Source organism: Curtobacterium luteum (assembly GCF_014646995.1).
GTDB lineage: Bacteria > Actinomycetota > Actinomycetes > Actinomycetales > Microbacteriaceae > Curtobacterium > Curtobacterium luteum.
Genome location: NZ_BMOI01000001.1, coordinates 529032 through 549934 on the forward strand (window position 1 = coordinate 529032; position 20903 = coordinate 549934).

Consider the following 20903-nt stretch of genomic DNA (forward strand, 5'->3'; position numbering starts at 1 on the left):
CGCAGGGTCGAAGGTCCCGCGTGCACGACGGGACCTTGGACTCTGCGGTCTTCGGCGATCGTGAGCGAGGTTGGAGCACATCCACGCAGACGACCATCATCACCGCGTTCCCGAGGCCGAGTGGGAGCGCCTCAAGCGGGAAGCGCGCGACCGCGCCCAGCGACAGACCGAATCGGAGTCGCCGCGCTGCGCTGACGGTGAGCCGAGTGAGTGATGTGCGCGGGACGAAGGTCCCTGGCGCCCAAGCGTTGAGGGCAGCAGGGTCGACCGCATGAACGACTTGCTCAGCACCCTGGTGCTGTCCCGGTGGCAGTTCGGCCTCACGACGATCTACCACTTCCTCTTCGTCCCCATCACCATCGGCATGGTGTTCGTGGTCGCGGTGTTCCAGACCGCCTGGGTCCGCACCGGCCGCGCGCACTACCTGCAGCTGACCCGGTTCTTCGGACGCATCTTCCTGATCAACTTCGCGATGGGTGTCGTGACGGGCATCGTGCAGGAGTTCCAGTTCGGCATGAACTGGTCGACGTACTCTCGGTTCGTCGGTGACGTCTTCGGGGCGCCGCTCGCGCTCGAGGGCATCCTCGCCTTCTTCCTCGAGGCAGCGTTCATCGGCATCTGGATCTTCGGCTGGGACCGCCTGCCCAAGGGCGTGCACCTCGCCAGCATCTGGCTCACCGCACTCGGGACGCTCTTGTCGGCCTACTTCATCATCGCCGCGAACGCCTTCATGCAGCACCCGGTCGGCTTCCGGCTCGACGCGTCCCGCGGTCGAGCAGAGTTGACCGACATCTGGGCGGTCGTCACCAACAAGGTCGCACTCGCAGCGTTCCCGCACACGATCGCAGCATCGTTCATGGTCGCCGCGGCCGTCGTCATCGCGGTCGCCGGCTGGCACCTCGCCCGGAACCAGCACCTCGAGACGATGCTCCCGGCGATCAAGTTCGGCCTCTGGACGATGGTCACCGCCGGGGCCGTGACGCTGCTCACCGGCGACCAGCTCGGCCTAGTCATGGTGGACACGCAGCCGATGAAGATGGCTGCAGCCGAGGCGCTCTACAACACGGCCACCGGCCAGGACGCGTCGTTCTCGATCTTCACGCTCGGCACCCCGGACGGAGTCCACGAGCTGTTCTCGATCCGCATCCCGTACCTGCTGTCCTTCCTGTCGACTCACACCACGCACGGCACCGTCGGGGGCATCCGCGAGCTCCAGGCGCAGTACACGCAGGTGTACGGACCCGGCGACTACTCCCCCACCATCTGGGTCACCTACTGGGCCTTCCGCTGGATGATCGGCTTCGGAGCCGTCTCCGTCCTGCTCGCGATCGCTGGTCTGGTGCTGCTCCGCCGCGGACGGGTGCCGCAGCGCCGGTGGGTGTGGCGGATTGCGGTCTGGTCGGCGCCGCTCCCGATGGCCGCCATGACCGTCGGCTGGATCTTCACGGAGATGGGCCGCCAGCCGTGGCTCGTGTTCGGGCTGCTGAAGACGAGCGCTGGTGTGTCCCCGAACGTGACGGGGGTCGAGGTCCTCATCTCCCTCGTCGTCTTCACCCTGTTGTACGGCGCGCTGGCGGTCGTCGAGTTCCGCCTGCTCCGCCGCGCCGCCCAACGCGCCGACGAGCTCACCCCGCCCGAGGACCCAGCGCAGGACGCTCCTGAGACGATCGCGACGGTGTACTGAGATGGACCTGCCCGTTCTCTGGTTCGCGATCGTCGGGGTGTTCTTCGTCGGGTACTTCGTGCTCGACGGCTTCGACTTCGGCGTCGGGATGTCCCTGCCCTTCCTCGGCAAGGACGACACCGACCGCCGCGTGCTGATCAACACCATCGGCCCCGTCTGGGACCTCAACGAGACGTGGGTCATCGTCGCCGGAGCGTGCCTGTTCGCGGCGTTCCCCGAGTGGTACGCGACGATGTTCTCCGGGTTCTACCTGGCGCTCCTGCTCATCCTCGCGGCCCTCATCGCCCGCGGCGTGTCGTTCGAGTATCGGCACCAGCGCCGGCACCCGGAGTGGAAGCGCCGCTTCGACCTGATGATCATCGTCGGCAGCGCGGTGCCGTCGTTCCTGTGGGGCGTCGCCTTCGGCAACGTCGTCCGCGGCATCCCGATGGACGCCGGACACAACTACACCGGCACCCTGTTCGACCTGCTCAACCCGTTCGCCCTGCTCACCGGGCTCGCCACCCTCCTGGTCTTCTTCACGCACGGCGTCGTGTTCGTCGCGCTGAAGACCGAGGGCGAGATCCGCGAACGGGCCAAGCGGCTCGCGACCCGCGCGGGCGTGCTCACGATCGTCGTCGGCGCTGCGTTCCTGGTGGCGATGGCGTTCGTCCGAGCGACGCCGGCGAGCCTCGTGCTCTCGGTGGTGGCCGCCCTCGCCCTCGTCCTCGCGGTGCTCTGCAACGCCTGGGGCCGTGAGGGACGCGCGTTCACCCTCATGGCGGTCACGATCGCCGCGGTCGTGCTGGCGATGTTCACGGCGATCTTCCCCGACGTCATGCCCGCCTCGAACGACCCGGCGAACAGCCTGACCGTGTGGAACGCGTCGAGCGGGCAGTACACGCTCACGGTGATGAGCTGGGTGGCGCTGGTCTTCGTCCCGCTCGTGCTCGCCTACCAGGCCTGGACGTACTGGGTCTTCCGCAAGCGCGTTACCCGCACCCACATCGAGGGTGCTACGGCGTGACCGGTGACGGTCTGACGCCACCACGGCCGGTCTGGAGGCGCGCTGCGGGCCCGCACCGCGCCTCCAGACCGTGCCTGGTCGCCGCGTGGACATGGCAGGACGTTGTGCCCTGCCGCCGGTCGCGTCAGGGCGCGATCATCTCCGCATGAGCACGACGAACCAAGTGAGCACGATGACACCCGCGGTCGTGGACCTCGGAGTCCGCGACCTGATCCTCCGCTCCTGGCGCTCGGAACGGTCCCTGGACGCCTCGACACTCGACGTGGCCGTCGACGTCGGCGGCAACCAGATCGTCCTGACCGGTGATGTGGGGTCGTACACCGATCGGCTGACAGCCCACGAGATAGCGTCCGGACACGCCACCGGGTTGCTCCCGGTGCGGAACCGTATCGTCGTGCGTCCGCTCGAGTGCGATCCGACCGAACCGGACGCGGTCCTCCAGGCCAGGGTGGAGGGTGCTGTCCGCGAAGCCGCGCCGCATGCCGACGTGACGATCTCCGCAAGCGACCACGTCGTCCGGTTGTCGGGTCGGCTCAGCGGCGACCACGAGCGGCGGCGCGTGCATGCCGCGGCGGCGCGGAGCCGCGGCGTGCACTTCGTCGATGACCGCACCACGATCACCGGGAGTGACCTGAGTCCCGGGCGGACCTTGGTCCCTTTCCCCCGTTCGCGGGCCATGGAACCGTCGTCGTCATGAACAACCAGATCGCTTCCACACCGCCTCGTCACGGTGCCGTCGGGGACCCGACCGAGAACCATCCGAGCGTGACCATCGAGCTGCGCCCGACGGAACCACTCGACGTCGAGACGGTGCTCGGCATCGGTGCGACGCTCCGCGCCGCCGACCGACTGCACCCACGTGAGCGCTGAGCGCGCGATCATGAACCCTCGAGTGACGACTCAGCCAGCCCCAGCGGGAGCCGCGGCCGCCGCGCGTCGCGCCTGGTTCGAGCTCGAACCAGGCGCACGCGCGCGACTCCTCAGCGAGATCAGCCACCTCGCGGTGGCGGGGACGAGTGCCAGTCGAACGCCGTGCGGAGGCACCGATGCGGCGATCCTCGACTCCCCCGCCGCCCGCTGCGACCGGGCCATGATCGTCATGGCCGACCTGCTCCGAACAGCGTCCGTTCCTCGGCGACGAACAATGCGCTGCGCGCAGGTCGTGGTCGACAGCGGGTTCCCGCTCGAGCGCGCCGTCGTGTCCGTCGCCGCGGCGCTGATCGTGGGGGAAACGGTGACTCTGGGGTTCGTGGGCGGCCTGGACCGAGCGTCCGCCGCCTACGTCCGGTCGCTGGCGGCACTGTTGCCCGGGCGCGTCCTCCGCGTCCGCTTCGGTGATCGGCTCGTGTCGGGTGGGTACGACCGGGTGAGCTGGTTGTCGCCGTCCTGCTGCGCGGAGTCCTCGCCGTTCGACCTGCGCATCCTCGATCAGACCACGTCGACGTCGCTCCCCACCTCGGTGCTCGGTGGGACTTCTGACCTTGCCGTGCGATGAGCGCCCGCGGTAGGGTGACTCCACGGGCGCCGATTGGCGCGGGACACCGGGGCCCGGCACGCCCGTGAGGAGAGGTCATCCCATGAAGGCAGCAGTCGTCCACCAGTTCGGTCAGCCCCTCGTTGTCGAGGACCGGCCGCTCCCCGCACCCGGCGCAGGACAGGTCCTCGTCCGGATCGAGGCCTCCGGCCTCTGTCACACCGACATCCACGCAGCACGCGGAGACTGGCCGGTCAAGTCGACGCCGCCGTTCGTCCCCGGCCACGAGGGCGTCGGCATCATCGAGGAGCTTGGTGACGGCGTCACGAACCGACAGATCGGTGACCGGGTCGCGCTCCCCTGGCTCGGACACGCCTGCGGCCACTGCCGCTACTGCGTGGAAGGCCGCGAGACCCTCTGCGAACAGCAGCAGAACACCGGCTACTCAATCGACGGCGCCTTCGGGCAGTTCGCCGTCGCCGACGCGGACTACGTCGTCCCGGTCCCCGCCGGCGTCGCCCCGGAGGACGCAGCCCCGCTCACCTGCGCCGGCGTCACGACCTACAAGGCGCTCAAGGTCGCCGGGATCACGCCGTCCGAGACCGTCGCGGTCTTCGGCGTCGGCGGGCTCGGACACCTCGCTCTGCAGTACGCACGGGTGTTCGGCGCGCAGGTCATCGGCGTTGACGTCGAACCGGCCAAGGTCCAGCTCGCCCGCGACCTCGGTGCGGACCGCGCCGTCGATGCGTCCTCGGGCGACGCCGCCGCCCAGATCCAGGAGCTCGGCGGCGCGGACGTCGCCGTCGTGCTCGCAGCGTCCGCCAGCGTGTTCGAGCAGGCGTTCGCCTCCCTGAAGCGGGGAGGACGCCTCGTCTGCGTCGCACTGCCGGCGGACGGCACGATGAGCATCCCGATCTTCGACACCGTCCTCAAGGGGATCTCGATCATCGGGTCGATCGTCGGGACCCGGCAGGACCTCGCTGAGGTCTTCGCCCTGCACGCCGCCGGACGCACCCGGGTCGTGTCGGTCCGCCGCCCGCTCGCCGACGTGAACGAGGCGATGGCCGACGTGCTCGCCGGTCGGGTGCCGGCCCGGATCGTGTTCGACATGCCGCCCGTCCAGCGCGAGCAGATCGTCGCCGAGGACGAGTCCACGCAGGCTGTAACGCGATGATCGGCACGGGCCTCGCGGTCCACGACGACCGGACGCTCGTCGCGTCGGAGTGCTGGTCGCTCATCGGACGCGTCCGGAGCGGCCGGCTCGTCCGAGGCACCGTGTCCCAGGCGGAGGCGGTCGTCGTGGACCCCGCAAGCGGGTGCCTCGACCTCGAGGGACCCCGCCTCGGAGACCTCGGTTCGCGTACGACGGCTGTGTTCGAGACGGGCGCCCAAGATCCGACGGGGGGCTGGAGCGTCATCGTCGTCGGACGCGCCGAACCGCTCGTCATCCGGGCCGGACGCGACGGACCGCTGCAGCGCTGGCGCTTCGACGTCCAGGAACTCAGCGGGGTCGTGTTCACGTCCGACGCGCTTCGGGCAGACCGGGCTGACGCCGTCCGTACCTGACCTGCAGGCACGGCACGGAGGGACGAGCAGAACGGCCCGGTGCGAGCAGCACCGGGCCGTCTCCATGCTCCGGTCAGATCCTCCCCGCGCCTCCGGGCGTCGCGGGGATCCCCTCACCACCGCGCACGTCCGTCCTCCGTCCGGCACGGTCCCACGGACGGGCGTCGGCGATGTCGAGCAGTTGGGCACCGAGCCCGGGGACGATCGTCACCACGGTCACGAGGACTCCGAGGACGGGGATGTGCAGCGCCACGACGAGGACCGCACCGCCCAGGAGCGCCGTGACGACCGGCCCGCGTCGGCCGCGGAGGATCAGGCGTCCGATCATGAACGCTCCGTACGGGAACGCCGCGAGGGTCAGGACGAGCAGGACCAACAGTCCAGTCAGGGCCAGGGGTGCGCCGATGACCGTCACGAGCAGGAGGAGCAGGGCGAGCGGAGCGGCGACTGCTGTGACGAAGCCGACCAGTGCGGCCCTCCAGGGCGCCGCACGGAGCCGGTCGGTCACCCGGGTGAGCTGCCCGAGGGACGAGGAGCCCGGCGGCCAGCGTGATCAGGCCCAGTGCGACGAGTGCGTACAGCAGGCCGACCAGCCAGGACGCGAACGCCTCGCCGGCGGTGGGGCGATAGGTCGTCCGGTTCGGATGGACGTGTTGCACCGACCCGTCGACGTGGTCGGCACGCATCTGCGCGGTGTGGTCGCTGACGTAGACGACGTCCCCGCCGATCGTCCCGGCGACGGTCAGCCGGTCCACGCTGAGTCGCGCGTCGCGGCCGAGGTCGCCCGCGACCGAGCGAGCCGGACGTCTCCGTCCACCTCTCCGGTGACGGTCACGGTCTGTGCGGCCGCGATGACGTCCCCGGTGACCCGCCCACTCACGGTCACGTTCTGGCCGGCGGCGTACACGTCCCCGTCCACGTTCCCGGCGACCTCGACGTCGGTGCCGCTGAGGAACCGCGGGCCGGTCACGCGCTCCGTCGCGCCGATCCTGGACGGGTCGTCCTGTGTCGTCGTGACGGCTGCGGCGGCGCCTCCCGTGACGGCTGTCAGAGCGACGACGATGCCGAGGACGACCGCCGAGCGCGGGACGTGACGGCGGGCGGTGGGCTGGGTTCGGTGTCTGGTCATCATGGCGGCAGTGTCGCGGGCTGGCCGTCGGCACGACAGGGTCGGAGGTCCTTGCTCGGCGCCGCGAGGGAGCGCCGGTGGGCGGGACCTTCGGCCCTGCCGGCGTCGTCCGCCCGCACCTAGCGTGCGGTGATGGGATGCGGCTGGAGCCGCAGGTGGGCGCAACCGGTGTCCACTGCGAAGGGAGTGACCATGACCGCCTACACCGTCGCCATCGACGACACGACTGCCGCCTGGAGGACCGTGGACTGGATCGCGGACGCCGTCGACCCTGCGACGGACAGCGTGCGGCTGGTCACCGTGAGCGAGTACACCGGCGAGGCCCTCGAACGGTCCGAAGAGCGACTCGAGGCGGCGGAGCAGCGCTTGCGCTCGACGCATGCCGAGCTCACCGTCCGGCACGACGTGACCGGCGGGCCGACCGTGGATCGCCTCGTGTCGGACGCCACGCGCGGCGACATGCTCGTGATCGGCGGCAACCAGGTGCACACGTTCGTCGCCGCGGCGCGGGGACGCGTGGCCGAGCGGGTGGTCGCGCACGCCGTCACCCCGGTCGTGGTGGTCCCGGAACACTGGGAGCGGTCCGACGGTCCGGTCGTCGTCGGTGTCGACGGGCGGTCCGCGTCCGCCGCGCTGTCCTGGGCCGCCGACCGAGCGGCCCGTGGCCGTCACGAGCTCGCCCTCGTGCGCGCCTGGGCGGTCCCGAGCGCGGTCGACGCCTACGCTGCGGTCGACCTCCAGGAGGACCGAGACCTCTGGTCGAAGGAGGCCGACCTCGAACTCCGGGCCGCGCTCCGGGCGGTCGGTGCCGCGCAGCCAGGGCTCCACGTCACCGGCGAAGCCGTCGAGGGGCAAGCTCGCGACGTGGTCCTCCGGTCGTCCCGGGGTGCGTCGTTGATCGTGGTCGGGCGTCGCCACCGGACGGCACTGGGCGGGTTCATCACGGGGTCGGTCGGTGAACGCCTGATGCACGAGGGGCACGCGCCGGTGTGCATCGTCCCCGAACCGACGCACACCGGTGGGGGCGCGGAGTCCGAGCGCCGTCCGGAACAGCTGCACGCCGAGGTGCGGTGATGCGCGACAGCAGCGTCGTCGGGACCGAACACGTGGTGGTCGGCATCGACGGACACGAGGCGAGTGACCGAGCGGTGGACTGGGTGGCCGTCCGGCGCCTCACGCCAGGGAGCCGGGTCGAGCTCATCACCGTCACCAACGGATGGGGAGGTGACCGACTGGCCCTCGACCGACGGCTCGCCCGCGCCGCAGAGCGCCTGACCGTGGCACACCAGCGGGTTGACGTCGCAGTGTTCCGGCTGTCAGGGGTGCCTGACCGGATGCTCGCGGACGCTGCATCGACCGCGGACCTGCTCGTCATCGGGAACCGGCGCCAGCACCGCGTCCGAACAGCGCTCGACGGGTGGATGCCCGAACGCGTGCCGACCCTCGCGAACGGTCCGACCGTCGTCGTCCCGGAGGACTGGCGACCGACGCACGGGGACGTCGTCCTCGGGGTCGACGACGCCACTGGTGACACCGCGCTCCGCTTCGCCGGGGTCCCAGGCCGTCCGGGAGCACCGGCGGCTCAGTTTGGTGCGCTCGTGGAAGGTCGCCGAACCCGCCCGGGTCGGAACGCTGAGCGCCTTCGAGGACCCCGAACTCGTCGAAACGCACGCACGGGAGGTCCTGATCGACGCCGAACGGCTCCTCCACACCCGGTTCCCCGGACTGCAACACCGACCTGTCGTCGAGGAAGGCGACACGGCCGACGTCCTTGGCAGGTACGCCGAGGACGCGTCGATTGTCGTCCTCGGACGACACCACACGTCGACGCTTGAGGGTCGGCTCTTCGGCTCCACTGCACACGAGCTCATCAGTGGTTCGCGAACTCCGGTGTGCATCGCGCCGCTGCGCTCACCGGACCCGCGCCGACGATGAACGGTCCGACCTCCACGGCGCCCACTGCCGACCTCGCCGAAGGGCTCACGTCAACAGCCGCGGCGGCGCGGCTCGCCGAGGACGGGCCGAACGCCGTTGGCACATCGGCACCGAGCCTCGTGCGCACGATCGCCGGACAGTTCCGCAACGTCGTGCTCCTCCTCCTGCTCGCCACCGCGGTCGTCTCCGCAGTGCTCGGGCAGGTGCAGGACGCCGTCGTGATCACCGTCATCCTCCTCACGAGCGTCGGGCTCGGTACGGTCAACGAGTACCGATCCGCGCTGGTGTCCTCGGCGATGGCCGACCAGTTGCGGCACACCGCTCGGGCGCTCCGCGACGGGGTCTGGACGACCGTCGACGTGCGCGACGTGGTCGTCGGTGACCTCGTGCGCCTCGGGGTCGGCAGCGTCGTGCCCGCGGACGCAGCACTCGTGTCGGCACAGGATCTCCAACTCGACGAGAGCGTCCTCACGGGAGAGTCCCGTCCCGTGGAACACCGGACCGACGAGTCCGTGCTCCAGGGCGCAGTCGTCGTCGCCGGTTCCGGTGATGCGCGGGTGACGGCCACCGGGAGGGCGACGGAGTTCGGCGGCATCGCTGCTGGTCTGCGTTCCCGTGCGCCCGAGACAGCGTTCCAGGCCGGCCTGGCGCGCTTCTCGATGCTACTGGTCTGGGTCGCCGTGTCGCTGATGGTCCTGATCGTGGTGGCCGGGATCGCGTTCTCCCGCCCACTGCTGACGACGGTGCTGTTCGCGCTGGCGATCGCCGTCGGGGTGACGCCGCAGCTGCTCCCCGCCGTGGTGAGCACCGCGCTCGCCTCCGGCGCCCGACTCCTCAAGCGGTCGGATGTGCTCGTGAAGCGTCTCGTGTGCGTCGAGGATCTCGGCGGTGTCGACGTCCTCGTCACCGACAAGACCGGCACGCTCACGTCGGGGGGCCTCCGCTTCCAGGATGCGCTGGACCCCAGTGGTCGCCCCGCCTCGACGCTCCTGGGCGTGGCCCGGGTTACCGTGCCACCAGACGTGCGCGCCGACGGTGCGGCCGGCTCGGTCGCCGACGTCCTCGACCGCGAGATCCTCGACGCGTCGGCGGCGAACGCGGCACGGAACGGCTCACCGGTCGTCCTCGCCACCCGGCCGTTCGACCACGAGCGGATGACCTCGTCGGCGCTGGTCCTCGAACACGACGGAAGCCGCCGCCTGGTCGTCAAGGGCGCTCCGGACGTCGTGCTGGCGCGGTGCAGCGACGTCGCACCCGCTGGCCAGGAGACCTTGCAGCGGTTGCTCGCCGCCGGTCACCGGGTGCTCGCGGTCGCGACCGCGGCCGTGCCCCGAGCGACGACGACCGCGGACCCGATCGCGGTCAGCAGTGCGTTCGTGCTCGAGGGGTTCCTCGTGTTCGAGGACCCGCCCCGCGCCGGCGTCGCGGACGCCATCGGCGCGTTGCGTGACCTCGGTGTCCAGGTCGTCGTGGTGACCGGCGATGACCCGGTGGTCGCCGCCGGTCTCGCGCGCGACGTCGGCATCCCCGTCGGTTCCGCGCTGCTCGGGAGCGAGATCGGTGCTGCGGCCGACCAGCCCCTGGCTGCCCTCGCTTCCCGGGTGCTCGACGCCGGCGTGGTCGCTCGTGTCCGCCCCGCGGACAAGGCGGTCGTCGTGCGTGCGCTCCGCGACGCGGGGAGGACCGTCGCGTTCCTCGGCGACGGCGTGAACGACGCGCTCGCGCTGCACGCGGCGGACGTCGGCATCTCGGTGCTCTCGGCGACCGACGTCGCCCGGGACGCGGCGGACGTCGTCCTGCTCGACAAACGACTCGACGCAGTCGCCACCGCCGTCCGGACCGGTCGGCGGGTGTTTGCCAACACCCTCAAGTACGTGATGATGGGCACCTCGTCGAACATCGGCAACATGCTCAGCGCTGCCGTCGCGGCGAGCTTCCTGCCGTTCCTCCCGCTGCTGCCCGCGCAGGTCCTCCTGAACAACCTGATCTACGACCTCGGGCAGCTGGCGATCCCGACGGACCGTGTGGATCGCGAACGGCTCACGTCTCCCGCGCGCTGGGACGTCGGCGCGGTCCGTCGGTTCATGCTCGTCTTCGGACCGGTGAGCTCACTGTTCGACTTCATCACGTTCGCCGTCCTCCTCGGTGTGGTGCACGCCGGCCCGACGGAGTTCCGGACGGTCTGGTTCGTCGAGTCGCTCCTCACCCAGTCGCTGGTCGTGTTCGTCGTTCGCACGAACCGCGTTCCGTCCTGGCGCAGTCGGCCAGGACGGTGGCTCACCCTCGGTGCACTCGGTTCGGCGGCCCTCGGAGTCGTGCTGCCGCTGAGCCCGATCGGAGTGCTCGTCGACTTCGCGCCGCTGCCCGGCAGCCTGCTCGCGGTCGTCGCCGTGATCGCCGTCGTCTACCTGCTCCTCGTCGAGGGGCTCAAGGCGTTCGCGTTCCGGTACGTGTTCCGGAACGATCTCGGAGCGCACCGCACCGCACACCACGTGCGCCGCTTCGCAGCTCGCTTCGGTCGGACCCGCTGACCGCAGGCGCGTCGCGCCCCGGGTCGGTGGGACTTCCGGCCCTGCGCACGAGCAACGGTGCGTCGCATGCTGGTCCGACCGGGCGAGAAATCAGAGCGATCACGCTCGTTCCGTCCCGCAGACCAGGAGGAAAGACCATGGAAGCAGCGGCGACCGGACCATCGAACGAGGCGAAGGATCCGCGGGCTCAGGGAGCGGGCGGACTCGATGCGAACCCGCTGGACGAACTCGTCGTCACGCTCGACGCGGACCAGTGTTGGGAACGGCTGCACCGCAGCCGGATCGCCCGCGTAGCGTTCCGCACCCAGGAATCGCTGGAGATCATCCCGGTGAACTACGTCACAGAGACACGGAAACTGGCCTTCGCGACCTCGAGCAGTGTGATCCTCGACGCCGTCCACTCCGGGCGCGAGATCCTGATGGAGGTGGACGAACACGACGGGTGGACCGCCTGGAGCGTCGTGGCGAGGGGAACCGCCCACATCCCCGACACCCGGCACGTGACGGCGCAGCGGATCCGCTCGATGCTGGCGACACCGAAGCGCGCCACCGTCGTGCTCGAGCCGACCAGCGTCACCGGCCGGCTCTTCGACCAAGCCGCTCCATGACAGCCCCTCGCGGTCGCGCCGGGCGGGAGGACGGAAGGCGCGGTGCGAACCTGCACCGCGCCTCCCGTCCGTCACGACTACGCTGGATGCTCGCGATCGCCGCACCCTTTCTGGTCGCCGCGGCGGTGGTCATCGCCGCGCCGCACGCCGAGGAGGCGTTCCTCGTCCTCCGCGAACTACCGCCGAGCGCCTCGATCGTCGCCGGCGTGGCGGTCCTCGCCGAGGCGGTGTCCCTGACGGCCGCGTCTCGTGCTACCCGCGCGTTCCTGGGCCCCGACGCGCCGAGCTTCCGGCACGTCCTCGCGGTCGACCTCGTCGCGCAGGGGGTCCGCAGCGTTCTGCCCGGTGGAGCGGCGACCTCCGCGGGGTTGCGCATCTCACTCCTGCGACGGTTCGACGTCCCGGTCCCGATTGCTGCCTCCGCGGCCACGACCGGTGTCATCGTCTCCAACGTCGTGCTCGGCGCACTCTTCATCAGTGGTGTAGCGATGACCGCCTGGCACGGCCGTCCTTCCCCTGGTGTCGCCGTCCTCGTCGGAACGGTCCTCTTGCTCGCCGTCGCCGTCGGACTGGGCGGCGCGGTCATCGCTCGCCGGCCCGATCGCGTACGGGAGGGTGCCATGTGGTTGACGACGCCGCTGCGGCGAGCCGTCGGGCACCCGTCCGAAGCCACCATCTTCGGCTACGTCGACGGACTGGCCCTTGGGATGGGGCGCCTCCGATCGGTCCGGACGCTCGCGACCCTGCTCGCCTGGGTGGGATGCAACTGGGCTGCCGATCTCTTGGCGTTCGGGCTCATGCTCGTCGCTGCGGGCGCCCGGCCCCCGTGGCCGGTCGTCGTCCTGGCGTACGGCATCGCGAACGTCCTCGCCACCGTTCCGATCACACCCGGGGCGCTCGGGCTGGTCGAGGGAGCCGCAGTGACCACGCTTCACGTCGCAGGGGTCCCGACGTCGGTTGCGCTGCTCGGCGTCCTCGGCTGGCGCGCCGTCGAGTACTGGCTGCCGATGCTCGCCGCACTCGTCGTCGCACCGTTCCTGCTCGCCTCGACCCGCCGCCGCAGCGCGACGTCACCCCGGTCACGGTTGCGTGACCACCGGCTCACACCACGCCGCTCGTACCGAGGATGGACCCGATGACGAAGGTCGCCGCCAGGGCGAGCGCACCACCGACGACCACTCGGAACGTGGCCCTTAGCACCGATCCGCCGCCGATTCTCGCACCGACCGCACCGGTCAGCGCGAGCGCGAGGAGCACGACGACGAACGTGACCGGCACCCGGACCGATCCGGGCGACACGAGGATCGCCAACAGGGGCAGGACCGCGCCGATCGAGAATGCTGCCGCCGAGGCGAATGCCGCGTGCCAGGGGCTGACTACTTCGTCCTCGTCGATTCCGAGTTCCGTCGTCAGGTGCGCCGCGAGAGCGTCGCGCTCTGTCAACTCACCGGCGACCGCCTCGGCAGTGGCGCGCTGCAGACCACGCGCCTCCCACAGCTGGGTGAGTTCCTCGAGTTCGGCGACGGGGTCGTCCTCGAGCTCGCGGCGCTCCTTCTCGATGAGCGAGCGCTGGCTGTCCTTCTGGCTGCTGACCGATACGTACTCCCCCAGCGCCATCGAGATGGCGCCGCCGACCAGCGCGGCGACACCGGCGGTCGCAATCGCGGGGACGGAGGTGGAGGCGCCGGCGACGCCGACCACGATCGAAGCCGTCGAGACGATGCCGTCGTTCGCGCCCAGTACGCTGGCGCGCAGCCAGTTCAACCGCGCGGCGAGGTCACCGGCGTGGGCTTCGCCAGGGTGCGGCACAGGCGTCGTCATGACCCCAGGCAACCAGCTTTCGACGGAGGTGTTCGTGTGGGATCTCGAACATTCGGATCGGGCGCCGCGCGGACGATCACCGCGACGTCCGCGACCCATTCGGATTGGCTGATCGGGCAGCGCCGACACCGGACGGCGCACGACCAGGAAGGCCGACATGAACTGGCAGTTCGGCGGGATCCCGCTCCACCCACTCTTCGTCCACCTCACCTCCGTGGCAGTCCCGGTCGCCGCGCTCGCGGCGATCGCCGTCGCCGTCTGGCCGGCGGCGCGGCGGTGGCTCGGTGTGGGCGGGCCGAACATCGGTCTGGTCGCACTCGTGTCCGTCCCCCTCGCGACGTCATCGGGTGAATGGCTCGAACACCGTGAGAAGGAGACGGCGCTGCTGGAGCGGCACACCGAGCTCGCTGACGGCATGCTCCCGTGGTCGATCGCGGTGTTCGCCCTCCTCGTGCTGTGGTGGGGATGGCACCGTTTCGGAGCCGGACGCCAGAAGCGCACTGGTGTGGTGCGGGTGATCTCGATCATCGGCCCCGTGCTCCTCGTCGCGGTCGCCGTCGTCTCAATCGTGCAGGTCGTCGTCATCGGCCACGCCGGTGCCGAGGCAGTTTGGAAGGGGTAGGAGCCTGAGCGTCATCGATGATCAACGCATTGCGGGACGGGAGGCGCGGGGTCAGGTGATCCCGCACCTCCCTGTGCGACTTCTGACCGATCAGATGGCGGACCAGCCGCCGTCGGAGGGCAGGACGACGCCGGTGACGTTCGAGGAGTCGTCGCTGAGGAGCCAGGCGATCCCGGCGGCGAGCTGCACGGCGGTCGCGATCGGCGGGACGTTCGTCTGCATGAACGGTCCGAGCCGCTCACCCGCGTACTGGGACCGGAAGGGTGCTTCGATGCTCGTCACGACCGCCCCGGGTGCAACCGCGTTGCAGCGGACACCGGCGGGTGCGTAGAAGAACGCGGTGCTGAGCGTGAACCCGTTCACGGCGTGCTTCGACGTCGTATACGCGGTCCCGGCCGCGGAGCCCCGGAGGCCGGCCTCGGACGACACGTTCACGATGCTGCCGGTTCGTGCCGTGATCATCGTGGGGAGGACGGCGCGCGTCAGGTGCATCACGGCGGTGAGGTTCACGGTGAGGACGCGGTCCCAGACGTCGTCGTCGAGTTCGGCGGTCGGGAGGAAGCCGTCCATGATGCCCGCCACGTTCGCGAGGCCGTCGATGTGCTCGCCTGCCTCGGCGACGACGTGGTCGATCGTCCGACGGTCGGCGAGGTCACCGGCGACCGTGACGAGGCGTTCGGAAGCCACGTCTTCCGCGAGTGCCGCGAGACGATCCTCAAGGAGGTCGACCGCGACCACCCGGCTCCCCTCCGCGATGAGCCGTTCCGTCGTCGCCCTGCCGATGCCGGCACCCGCTCCGGTCACGATCACCGTCCGCCCATCGAAGCGCGCCCTCGAGGTCGTTACCGCGTCGTCCATGTCCACTCCCATCTGTCCATCGCCGGTGGTCCGGCTCAGGCCATCCCAGTCCGGACGCGACGCGTGCACCAGGGACTTCCGACCTTCTCGGACGCCCTGCCATCTGGCCTCGCGAGCGCCAACCGCCACGGGATCAGGGAGAGGACCCGCGCAGAATCTCGGGCAGCCGTCGGGCGAGATTGGTCGTGTCCGAAACGCGAGGGCAGCGGCGGCGTCTGCCCAATTCCTCGACCGCCGAACGCATGGTCGGGCTCACTCACACAGCGCGTGAAGCAAGCGTGAATGGTGTCCCACCGAGGAGCTGTCGGCGGGACAGTTCGTGCGATCCGAACCGGACATCCGTAAAAGCGAGTTTCTTGATCTGACCCACTTTGTCTCCGTCTCGGCTTCGATGGGCCGGGACGCTTCAGGTCACCGGTGAACGCGACCGCGCATAGGACGCGCATGAACTTCGCGGAGGAACAGACAGCACGCCGACGGCTCGCCGGATCGAGTCGAGCCGCCGAACGTCTCGCGCTCTCGCTGGCAGAAGACAGCTCTCTCGACGAAGCCGCGATCGAGGTCGTCCGCCGAGTGAGACGGCTGCGGCGAGTGGCCGTGAGCTCCGGCCGCGAGTCGACGATGGAGGCGGCGCAGCGACGGGTCGACCTCGTCGTCGCGCGACTCCGTGCAGCCAGAACGATCGGAGTGACGTCGATCGAGCTCTTCATCGACGTCCTCACCGTCATCGGGCCGCCTCTCGACACGCAGTCAGAGCTCTCGCCCTACCTGCGGATGCACGAATCAGCGCGAGGGGTGATGGCGGAGCTCGTCACGCGCGTGACCGGCGGTGGGACCCGCGATTCAGCGGTGATCGACCTCCACCGTCTGCAAGCGGCGAGGTGGTCGGTGCCGTTCCACGACGACGACGCGATCGTCGACGCGATGAAGTCCTTCGACGCGCAACTCCTCCGTCTGCGCGCGGAACCCCCGCCCCCTCAGCCGGGTGATTCGTGACCAACGCCAACTCCGGCGGCGTGAGCGCTAGTCGGTCAGCCGCGGGTGAGGAAGCGCAAGAAGTCGACGCTCGTCAGCGTGACAATGCGGAACTCCTCGCACATCCCCTGAACCGCGCCGTCGTCCGACACCACCACCCACTCGATTCCGAAGAGGCCCTCGTTCGCTTCTTCGAGGCCGTCGAGCGCACACGCGACGAGGAGTGGGTCGGCATTGCCACGGTTCTTGTAGAGGTCAACCAGAGCGGTGTCGCCGATCGGGACCCTCGACATCACGACCATCAGGTGTCGCAGCACGCGCCCGGTAGTCGGGTACTCCAAGCTCAGCAGCTTTTCAATGTCCGGGAGGAATCGGGCTTCATGAAGCACCTCTGACGGCACTCGACAGTTCTCGACGACGAAGTCCGACCGTCGTTGCTCGACCGTAAGACGGGGAAGGACGTTGTTGTCCAGGAGGTAGCGGCGGCCGATCATCGCAGCGCCTCACGGAACTCGCTGATCTCGTACGGTTTGATCCGGTTCCCGCACACGGACCGACAGAACTCGCCGGGCGTGATCTTGCCGGAGTCGAGCGCGCCGAGCATGCGGGTGGACAGCGCCCGTCCGTTGTATGTGCGCACCCCGTTCACGGGCTTCGGGGTCCGAGCCTGGGAACGAGCAAGTGCAGCGAAGTCCCGCTCGAGGACGGCGAGATAAGACCTCGTCTCGGCCGCCGTGACGAGCCTGAGGTGTTCCGCGCGCACGAGCATCGCACTCGGTGTCACCTTGAACGTGTCCGCCGCCGCACGGATGTCGTCAAGGGATCCAAACTCCCGCTGTCGGACGTCCGCAGCCGGCATCAGGATCTCGGCGGTGATCTCGTACTCTCGCCCGCCGTCGATCGCGGGGGTCCGCCCGTCGTAGGTCACCGGCGCGAAGATGTTGCGCGCGACGAGCACCGCCATGAGCGTCAGCGTGAACAGCTGACGTCCCTCCGGCTCCTGTGCGTCTCCTTGGTCGCCCCGAGCGAGGAAGATGTACGGAACCGTCCGATCCTTCACCGTCAGGCCGCTGAACTTGACCTCGATGAGCTGCGGCATGAAACCTCGTACGCTCCGCGCGACGAGGACTTGGTTCGCTTCGAGATGAGCGATGAGGAGTTCGAGCGCACCCTTCTTCGTCGGCGCCTGGCGCAGTCCGTTCGGTTCGAGACCGATCGCATCGAGGAGCGCGAGAGCGTCGTCTGCGGCGCTCCCGCGAGGCTTCCGGAGCATCCCGACGATCGCGTTGTCCGCCAGCGTCTCGTCGTGCGTGCGGAGCAGCATCTGTTTACGCAGCAGGTCCTTGACGATGAGCTCCACATCCCGGAGCTGCACCGTGGCTCGCGAGTTCATGGAGAACGTGTCCTTGCTCAGTCCCTGCAGGAGCTTCGCCGTCTTCGCCTCGACCTGAGCATGGACGACGTCGAACGGCGCGAAGAACAGCGGCCACGGCACGTGGGCGACCCTCGCCAGGTCGATGAGATCTGAGAGACGGATCTCGCCGCGGACGAGCGCCTTTCTGTACGGCAACCGTCCGGCCGCGACGGAATTCTCGATGAGGTCCGTGAAGACCGCCACGTCGATCGGGGTTCTCGAGCCCTGGAGGACGACATCGAGGCGCGCGGTCATGGCGCGCTTGACCTCTCAGTGTCCTCCATGCGACTGACTCTTGCTCATCCCGCATCTGCCGTGCGACCCCGCGTTCGAGTGACCTGCGGGTTCGTCCATCAGGCGCTCGGATGGGCGCGGCCCGGCGAGGAATAGCAAACCGGCCGGTGAACTCGGTCGTGACCTGGGTTTTTTGGTGTTTCAGGACCCGGATGATGGTGGCCCGCATAGCGTTGGCATGAGAGAAATCACCTCCACCACCACCAACTCGCGCGCAGGCCGGGGAGGTTGGACCCACGAGGCGCCGAGCGCCACCATCGACTGGTACACGCCTGACTACATCTTCCAGGCACTCGCCGTCACCTTCGACCTCGACCCATGCTCCCCCCGGGTCCAGCAGGTCGAACGTGCCCGCGGGAGCCGTCTACACCCTCGCCGATGACGGACTCTCCTCGCCGTGGCGGGGTCTCTGCTGGGTGAACCCGCCGTACGACGACACCCGAACCTGGCTCCAGCGTCTGGCCGACCACGGCGAGGGCATCGCTCTAGTCTTCGCGCGCACGGACACGAAGTGGTTCCACGAAGCCGCCAAGAGCGCGGACCTCGTGTGCTTCACGTCTGGCCGCATCAAGTTCATCGACGGCCGCACCATGCAGCCGGGAGGTTCCCCCGGCGCCGGCAGCGTCTTCCTGGCGTGGGGAGCCACAGCGGCCGCGGCGCTCGGGGCGTCAGGCCTCGGACTCTGTTTCCATCTCGACAGCATCTCTGGCTGAACTCCCCTTCGGCGCCGCGTCCGTGATGGACGGCCGCGGCGCCGACAACATCTTTGGTGGGGATGGAAGCCGACGGTGCATGTCCGTTGGAGCTGGCTCTAGCCCTGGCCTGGTCGGCGGTCGGCGGTCGGCCGCGCCAGAGCGGAAGCGCTCCTCGAGCGAGTCCGCGGCCTGCTCCGGCGTGCGGATCGACCACGGAACGTCCGCCTGAGTGGAGCGGCTGCGCGAGCAGCGGCAGGTTTGAGCCGGAATAGGATGGCCCTCGTACACTGCTTCGGACCTCCCTCTCCCTGGTCTACTGGCGTTCAGCTCTCGGTACGACGGGACTCGTCGCGGATCCAGCGCCCACGAGCCCGAGAGGCTCGCCGCGATTCGCTCGGTTCCCAGACACCGCCACCACCACCGCGAGGCTCGTAGCCCAGGGCCCGAAGAAGGCGCGCCGCGTCCGTGTGCGAAATCTGCATCAATCTCGCGAATCGGGGCAGCTTCCATTCGCTCCTCGTGTCAGTGAACCTCCGAAGCTGCCACGGCTGAGCGAGCCCGGCGTGCAGCATGGCCTCGGCGGCCCGGCGTGCCGCACGGATTGCACTGCGGCGCAGCACCGCGCGCCGCACCGTTTTGAATCCACTCCAGGTCGCGAGCGCGTACTCCAACCAGTGATCGAGCAGGAACGCGACCACCTCGTGATAGACGCTGGCATCTCCAAGGCCGGTCGGAGCAACCAGCACCAGGCGATCGTTCGTGCCGTTGCCAAACTCACCCGCGGAACGCGCGAGGTCGCTGATAGTGATGTTTTCGTGGAAGCCGTCGGCTGCGACAAGGGAGCCATCCGCGCGGATGCCGTAGATTGGCGCATCGAAGCGCTTCGTCCAGGCGATCGGCGTGGCGTCGTCGTCACCCACACCCGGAAGAACTACGAATCGAACCCGGTCGTCGCCGTACACGTTCCTCCGGTAGGCACCGATCGCCTCAATCGCCTCGTCCAGCGTGTCGATGCCTATCTGAACCGCTTGCGCCACCGTAACGTGGGCTCCGAATACGCGGACATGGGGCATGTCGCGGGTCGCCTGCGCCATTTCGAAGTCCATCTCGTTCGCTCGAGGCTCCGATAGGACGCACACGTCGAGGAACGGGAAGTCGTGGTTGTCTTCAGGTGCGTTCAAAGGCTTTCATCTCCGTATCTTTGCCACGCAACATCGTTGATGTTCGGAACTCCGTATGGATTGCCGAAGCTGCCGCCCCTGGATCGCTTGATGGGGGTACGGCTGATGTTGTTCTCGGCCGCCGGGCCAGCACCGATCAGCGCTGCCGGCTCACGAACCAGCATCATCTCGGTCTCGGTAACTTCTTCTCCGAGCTCGAACCTTCGCTGGTCGCGAACCAGGCGAACCTTCCCCTTCGTCATGTTCCGAACCGCGGCGAGTTGCAGACGTGTCAGCGGCCCGTAGGTCTCGTCCCCAGGCGCGAAGATGCCGACTTGGAACAACAGCCGGCCGAGCGTCACGGTGACTGTGTTGCTCGTGGCACTGTTGGCACCCGGCATCACCCAGGAGGTGTTGTTGTCCCCATGAGGCATCTCGCACCGCGCCGCCTGTACGACTAGCGGGCCGAATGGCTTTCGATCCCGGTAGAAGTCGTGGAAGCGGTCTTCGTGTGCCTGCTGTGCGTGCGCTTTGTCCTGCAACGTCCTCACCAAGGCGATCTTCGTGGCCCAGCTTCGGAACGTCGAGGTAGCCGAAGCATCCATCATCGCGGTCGTTGCTTGCCCAAGGGAAACGACCACCGTCTTGGCGGCTTCGTCCAGCTCTGCCATCCAACCGTTGTTGCACACCGCACAGACGTCCCGAACCTGCTCGTCGAACTGGTGGTTTGCGCCCCGCCGCTGGACGTGCCCCTTCGGTGTCGTCTGGAACACGTTCACCGGACCGGTACCGCTCCTCGGGAAGAAGTTTGCCCAATGGCGCGGATACACGTGTTCCTTCGTCAGCGGAGAATCGGTGCGGCCGCAGAAGGCGCATCGCCGGAGAACCTTCACGACTGCAGCGTAGCCATGGCATCCGACGCTGCAACCGCTCGCCCCTGGTACCGGCGTGATCGCTGGCTTGTTGCCGACCTACATCGCCTCTGGCTCAACTCAGAACCGTCGGACAGCCAGTCTGTCCGAGCGCCGTCCGGCGTCTGAGTCGGTGCTCACTGTCCGGTCGGGTACACGAACGCACATTTGCTCGTCATCGTTTCCCGCTGACGCTCCAACAAACTCGAACTCGGTCCGA

Annotated in this window: 22 protein-coding genes and 1 pseudogene; 15 read left to right on the forward strand and 8 right to left on the reverse strand. The window is 69.1% G+C overall.

What is annotated here, in order from left to right; translation table 11 throughout:
* Nucleotides 1–271 precede the first annotated feature (271 nt).
* From IEY20_RS02345 to IEY20_RS02370, 6 genes are all read left to right on the forward strand, one after another.
* Complete coding sequence (locus tag IEY20_RS02345; protein ID WP_175329305.1) at nt 272–1684, forward strand: cytochrome ubiquinol oxidase subunit I; 1413 nt, start codon at nt 272–274, stop codon at nt 1682–1684.
* Nucleotide 1685: 1 nt separating this feature from the next.
* Nucleotides 1686–2690 carry a cytochrome d ubiquinol oxidase subunit II gene (gene cydB / locus IEY20_RS02350; RefSeq protein WP_175329306.1) on the forward strand — a complete coding sequence of 335 codons (1005 nt, stop codon included), beginning with the start codon at nt 1686–1688 and terminating at the stop codon, nt 2688–2690.
* 145 nt (nt 2691–2835) lie between these two features.
* On the forward strand, nt 2836–3387 hold the full coding sequence (locus IEY20_RS02355; RefSeq protein WP_175329307.1) for a BON domain-containing protein: 552 nt from the start codon (nt 2836–2838) through the stop codon (nt 3385–3387).
* Nucleotides 3388–3582: 195 nt separating this feature from the next.
* Nucleotides 3583–4185, forward strand: coding sequence for a hypothetical protein (locus IEY20_RS02360; protein WP_188888871.1), 603 nt, complete (start codon nt 3583–3585; stop codon nt 4183–4185).
* Between the two features lie 82 nt (nt 4186–4267).
* Entirely contained in the window at nt 4268–5338 is a 1071-nt protein-coding gene (gene adhP / locus IEY20_RS02365; protein ID WP_175329309.1) for an alcohol dehydrogenase AdhP, read from the forward strand.
* Entirely contained in the window at nt 5335–5730 is a 396-nt protein-coding gene (locus IEY20_RS02370; RefSeq protein WP_175329310.1) for a hypothetical protein, read from the forward strand. Before adhP ends, IEY20_RS02370 begins: the two co-directional genes overlap by 4 nt.
* A 73-nt stretch (nt 5731–5803) precedes the next feature.
* Here the strand turns inward: IEY20_RS02370 and IEY20_RS02375 are convergent, their stop codons facing one another.
* Nucleotides 5804–6238 (reverse strand): DUF8173 domain-containing protein, encoded by a 435-nt coding sequence (locus IEY20_RS02375; protein ID WP_175329311.1) that lies wholly within the window; start codon nt 6236–6238, stop codon nt 5804–5806.
* 234 nt (nt 6239–6472) lie between these two features.
* On the reverse strand, nt 6473–6862 hold the full coding sequence (locus IEY20_RS02380) for a bactofilin family protein (RefSeq protein ID WP_022904009.1): 390 nt from the start codon (nt 6860–6862) through the stop codon (nt 6473–6475).
* Between the two features lie 189 nt (nt 6863–7051).
* Between IEY20_RS02380 and IEY20_RS02385 the strand changes: the two genes are divergently transcribed.
* The 6 genes and pseudogenes from IEY20_RS02385 (at nt 7052) to IEY20_RS02410 (ending at nt 13072) form a co-directional block, all read left to right on the forward strand.
* Nucleotides 7052–7933 carry a universal stress protein gene (locus tag IEY20_RS02385; protein ID WP_167510066.1) on the forward strand — a complete coding sequence of 294 codons (882 nt, stop codon included), beginning with the start codon at nt 7052–7054 and terminating at the stop codon, nt 7931–7933.
* Nucleotides 7933–8319, forward strand: a pseudogene (locus tag IEY20_RS17410) (universal stress protein); the annotation flags it as partial. The gene IEY20_RS02385 and the pseudogene IEY20_RS17410, both read left to right, overlap by 1 nt.
* Nucleotides 8320–8449: 130 nt before the next feature.
* Nucleotides 8450–8794, forward strand: a complete 345-nt coding sequence (locus IEY20_RS02395; RefSeq protein WP_175329312.1) for a universal stress protein — start codon at nt 8450–8452, stop codon at nt 8792–8794.
* Nucleotides 8791–11325 carry a cation-translocating P-type ATPase gene (locus tag IEY20_RS02400; RefSeq protein WP_042726681.1) on the forward strand — a complete coding sequence of 845 codons (2535 nt, stop codon included), beginning with the start codon at nt 8791–8793 and terminating at the stop codon, nt 11323–11325. The genes IEY20_RS02395 and IEY20_RS02400 overlap by 4 nt, the downstream gene beginning before the upstream one ends.
* 26 nt (nt 11326–11351) lie before the next feature.
* Nucleotides 11352–11933: a pyridoxamine 5'-phosphate oxidase family protein gene (locus tag IEY20_RS02405; RefSeq protein ID WP_175329313.1), complete on the forward strand. Its 582-nt coding sequence runs from the start codon at nt 11352–11354 to the stop codon at nt 11931–11933.
* Nucleotides 11934–12019: 86 nt separating this feature from the next.
* Nucleotides 12020–13072 carry a lysylphosphatidylglycerol synthase transmembrane domain-containing protein gene (locus IEY20_RS02410; RefSeq protein ID WP_175329314.1) on the forward strand — a complete coding sequence of 351 codons (1053 nt, stop codon included), beginning with the start codon at nt 12020–12022 and terminating at the stop codon, nt 13070–13072.
* Here the strand turns inward: IEY20_RS02410 and IEY20_RS02415 are convergent.
* A complete protein-coding gene (locus tag IEY20_RS02415; RefSeq protein WP_188888897.1) occupies nt 13035–13754 on the reverse strand; it encodes a VIT1/CCC1 transporter family protein in 720 nt (239 codons plus the stop codon). The two genes, IEY20_RS02410 and IEY20_RS02415, sit on opposite strands and share 38 nt — an antisense overlap.
* Before the next feature lie 157 nt (nt 13755–13911).
* Here IEY20_RS02415 and IEY20_RS02420 point away from each other — a divergent pair, with 157 nt between their 5' ends.
* Nucleotides 13912–14376: a DUF2231 domain-containing protein gene (locus IEY20_RS02420; protein ID WP_188888873.1), complete on the forward strand. Its 465-nt coding sequence runs from the start codon at nt 13912–13914 to the stop codon at nt 14374–14376.
* Nucleotides 14377–14466: 90 nt separating this feature from the next.
* Here the strand turns inward: IEY20_RS02420 and IEY20_RS02425 are convergent, their stop codons facing one another.
* Entirely contained in the window at nt 14467–15234 is a 768-nt protein-coding gene (locus tag IEY20_RS02425; protein ID WP_175329316.1) for an SDR family NAD(P)-dependent oxidoreductase, read from the reverse strand.
* 417 nt (nt 15235–15651) lie between these two features.
* Here IEY20_RS02425 and IEY20_RS02430 point away from each other — a divergent pair, with 417 nt between their 5' ends.
* Nucleotides 15652–16230 (forward strand): hypothetical protein, encoded by a 579-nt coding sequence (locus tag IEY20_RS02430; RefSeq protein WP_175329317.1) that lies wholly within the window; start codon nt 15652–15654, stop codon nt 16228–16230.
* A 35-nt stretch (nt 16231–16265) separates the two neighbouring features.
* Here IEY20_RS02430 and IEY20_RS02435 read toward each other — a convergent pair whose 3' ends face one another.
* Nucleotides 16266–16703 carry a hypothetical protein gene (locus tag IEY20_RS02435; RefSeq protein WP_022904019.1) on the reverse strand — a complete coding sequence of 146 codons (438 nt, stop codon included), beginning with the start codon at nt 16701–16703 and terminating at the stop codon, nt 16266–16268.
* Nucleotides 16700–17878, reverse strand: coding sequence for a hypothetical protein (locus IEY20_RS02440; RefSeq protein WP_175329318.1), 1179 nt, complete (start codon nt 17876–17878; stop codon nt 16700–16702). Before IEY20_RS02440 ends, IEY20_RS02435 begins: the two co-directional genes overlap by 4 nt.
* A gap of 386 nt (nt 17879–18264) precedes the next feature.
* Here IEY20_RS02440 and IEY20_RS02445 point away from each other — a divergent pair, with 386 nt between their 5' ends.
* On the forward strand, nt 18265–18630 hold the full coding sequence (locus IEY20_RS02445; RefSeq protein WP_175329319.1) for a DNA N-6-adenine-methyltransferase: 366 nt from the start codon (nt 18265–18267) through the stop codon (nt 18628–18630).
* A 305-nt stretch (nt 18631–18935) separates the two neighbouring features.
* On the opposite strand, the gene IEY20_RS02450 is transcribed toward IEY20_RS02445, so the two are convergent.
* Together IEY20_RS02450 and IEY20_RS02455 are read right to left on the reverse strand one after the other, a co-directional pair.
* Entirely contained in the window at nt 18936–19793 is an 858-nt protein-coding gene (locus tag IEY20_RS02450) for a hypothetical protein (protein WP_148286195.1), read from the reverse strand.
* Nucleotides 19790–20665 (reverse strand): hypothetical protein, encoded by an 876-nt coding sequence (locus IEY20_RS02455; protein WP_175329320.1) that lies wholly within the window; start codon nt 20663–20665, stop codon nt 19790–19792. Before IEY20_RS02455 ends, IEY20_RS02450 begins: the two co-directional genes overlap by 4 nt.
* Nucleotides 20666–20903: the final 238 nt, after the last annotated feature.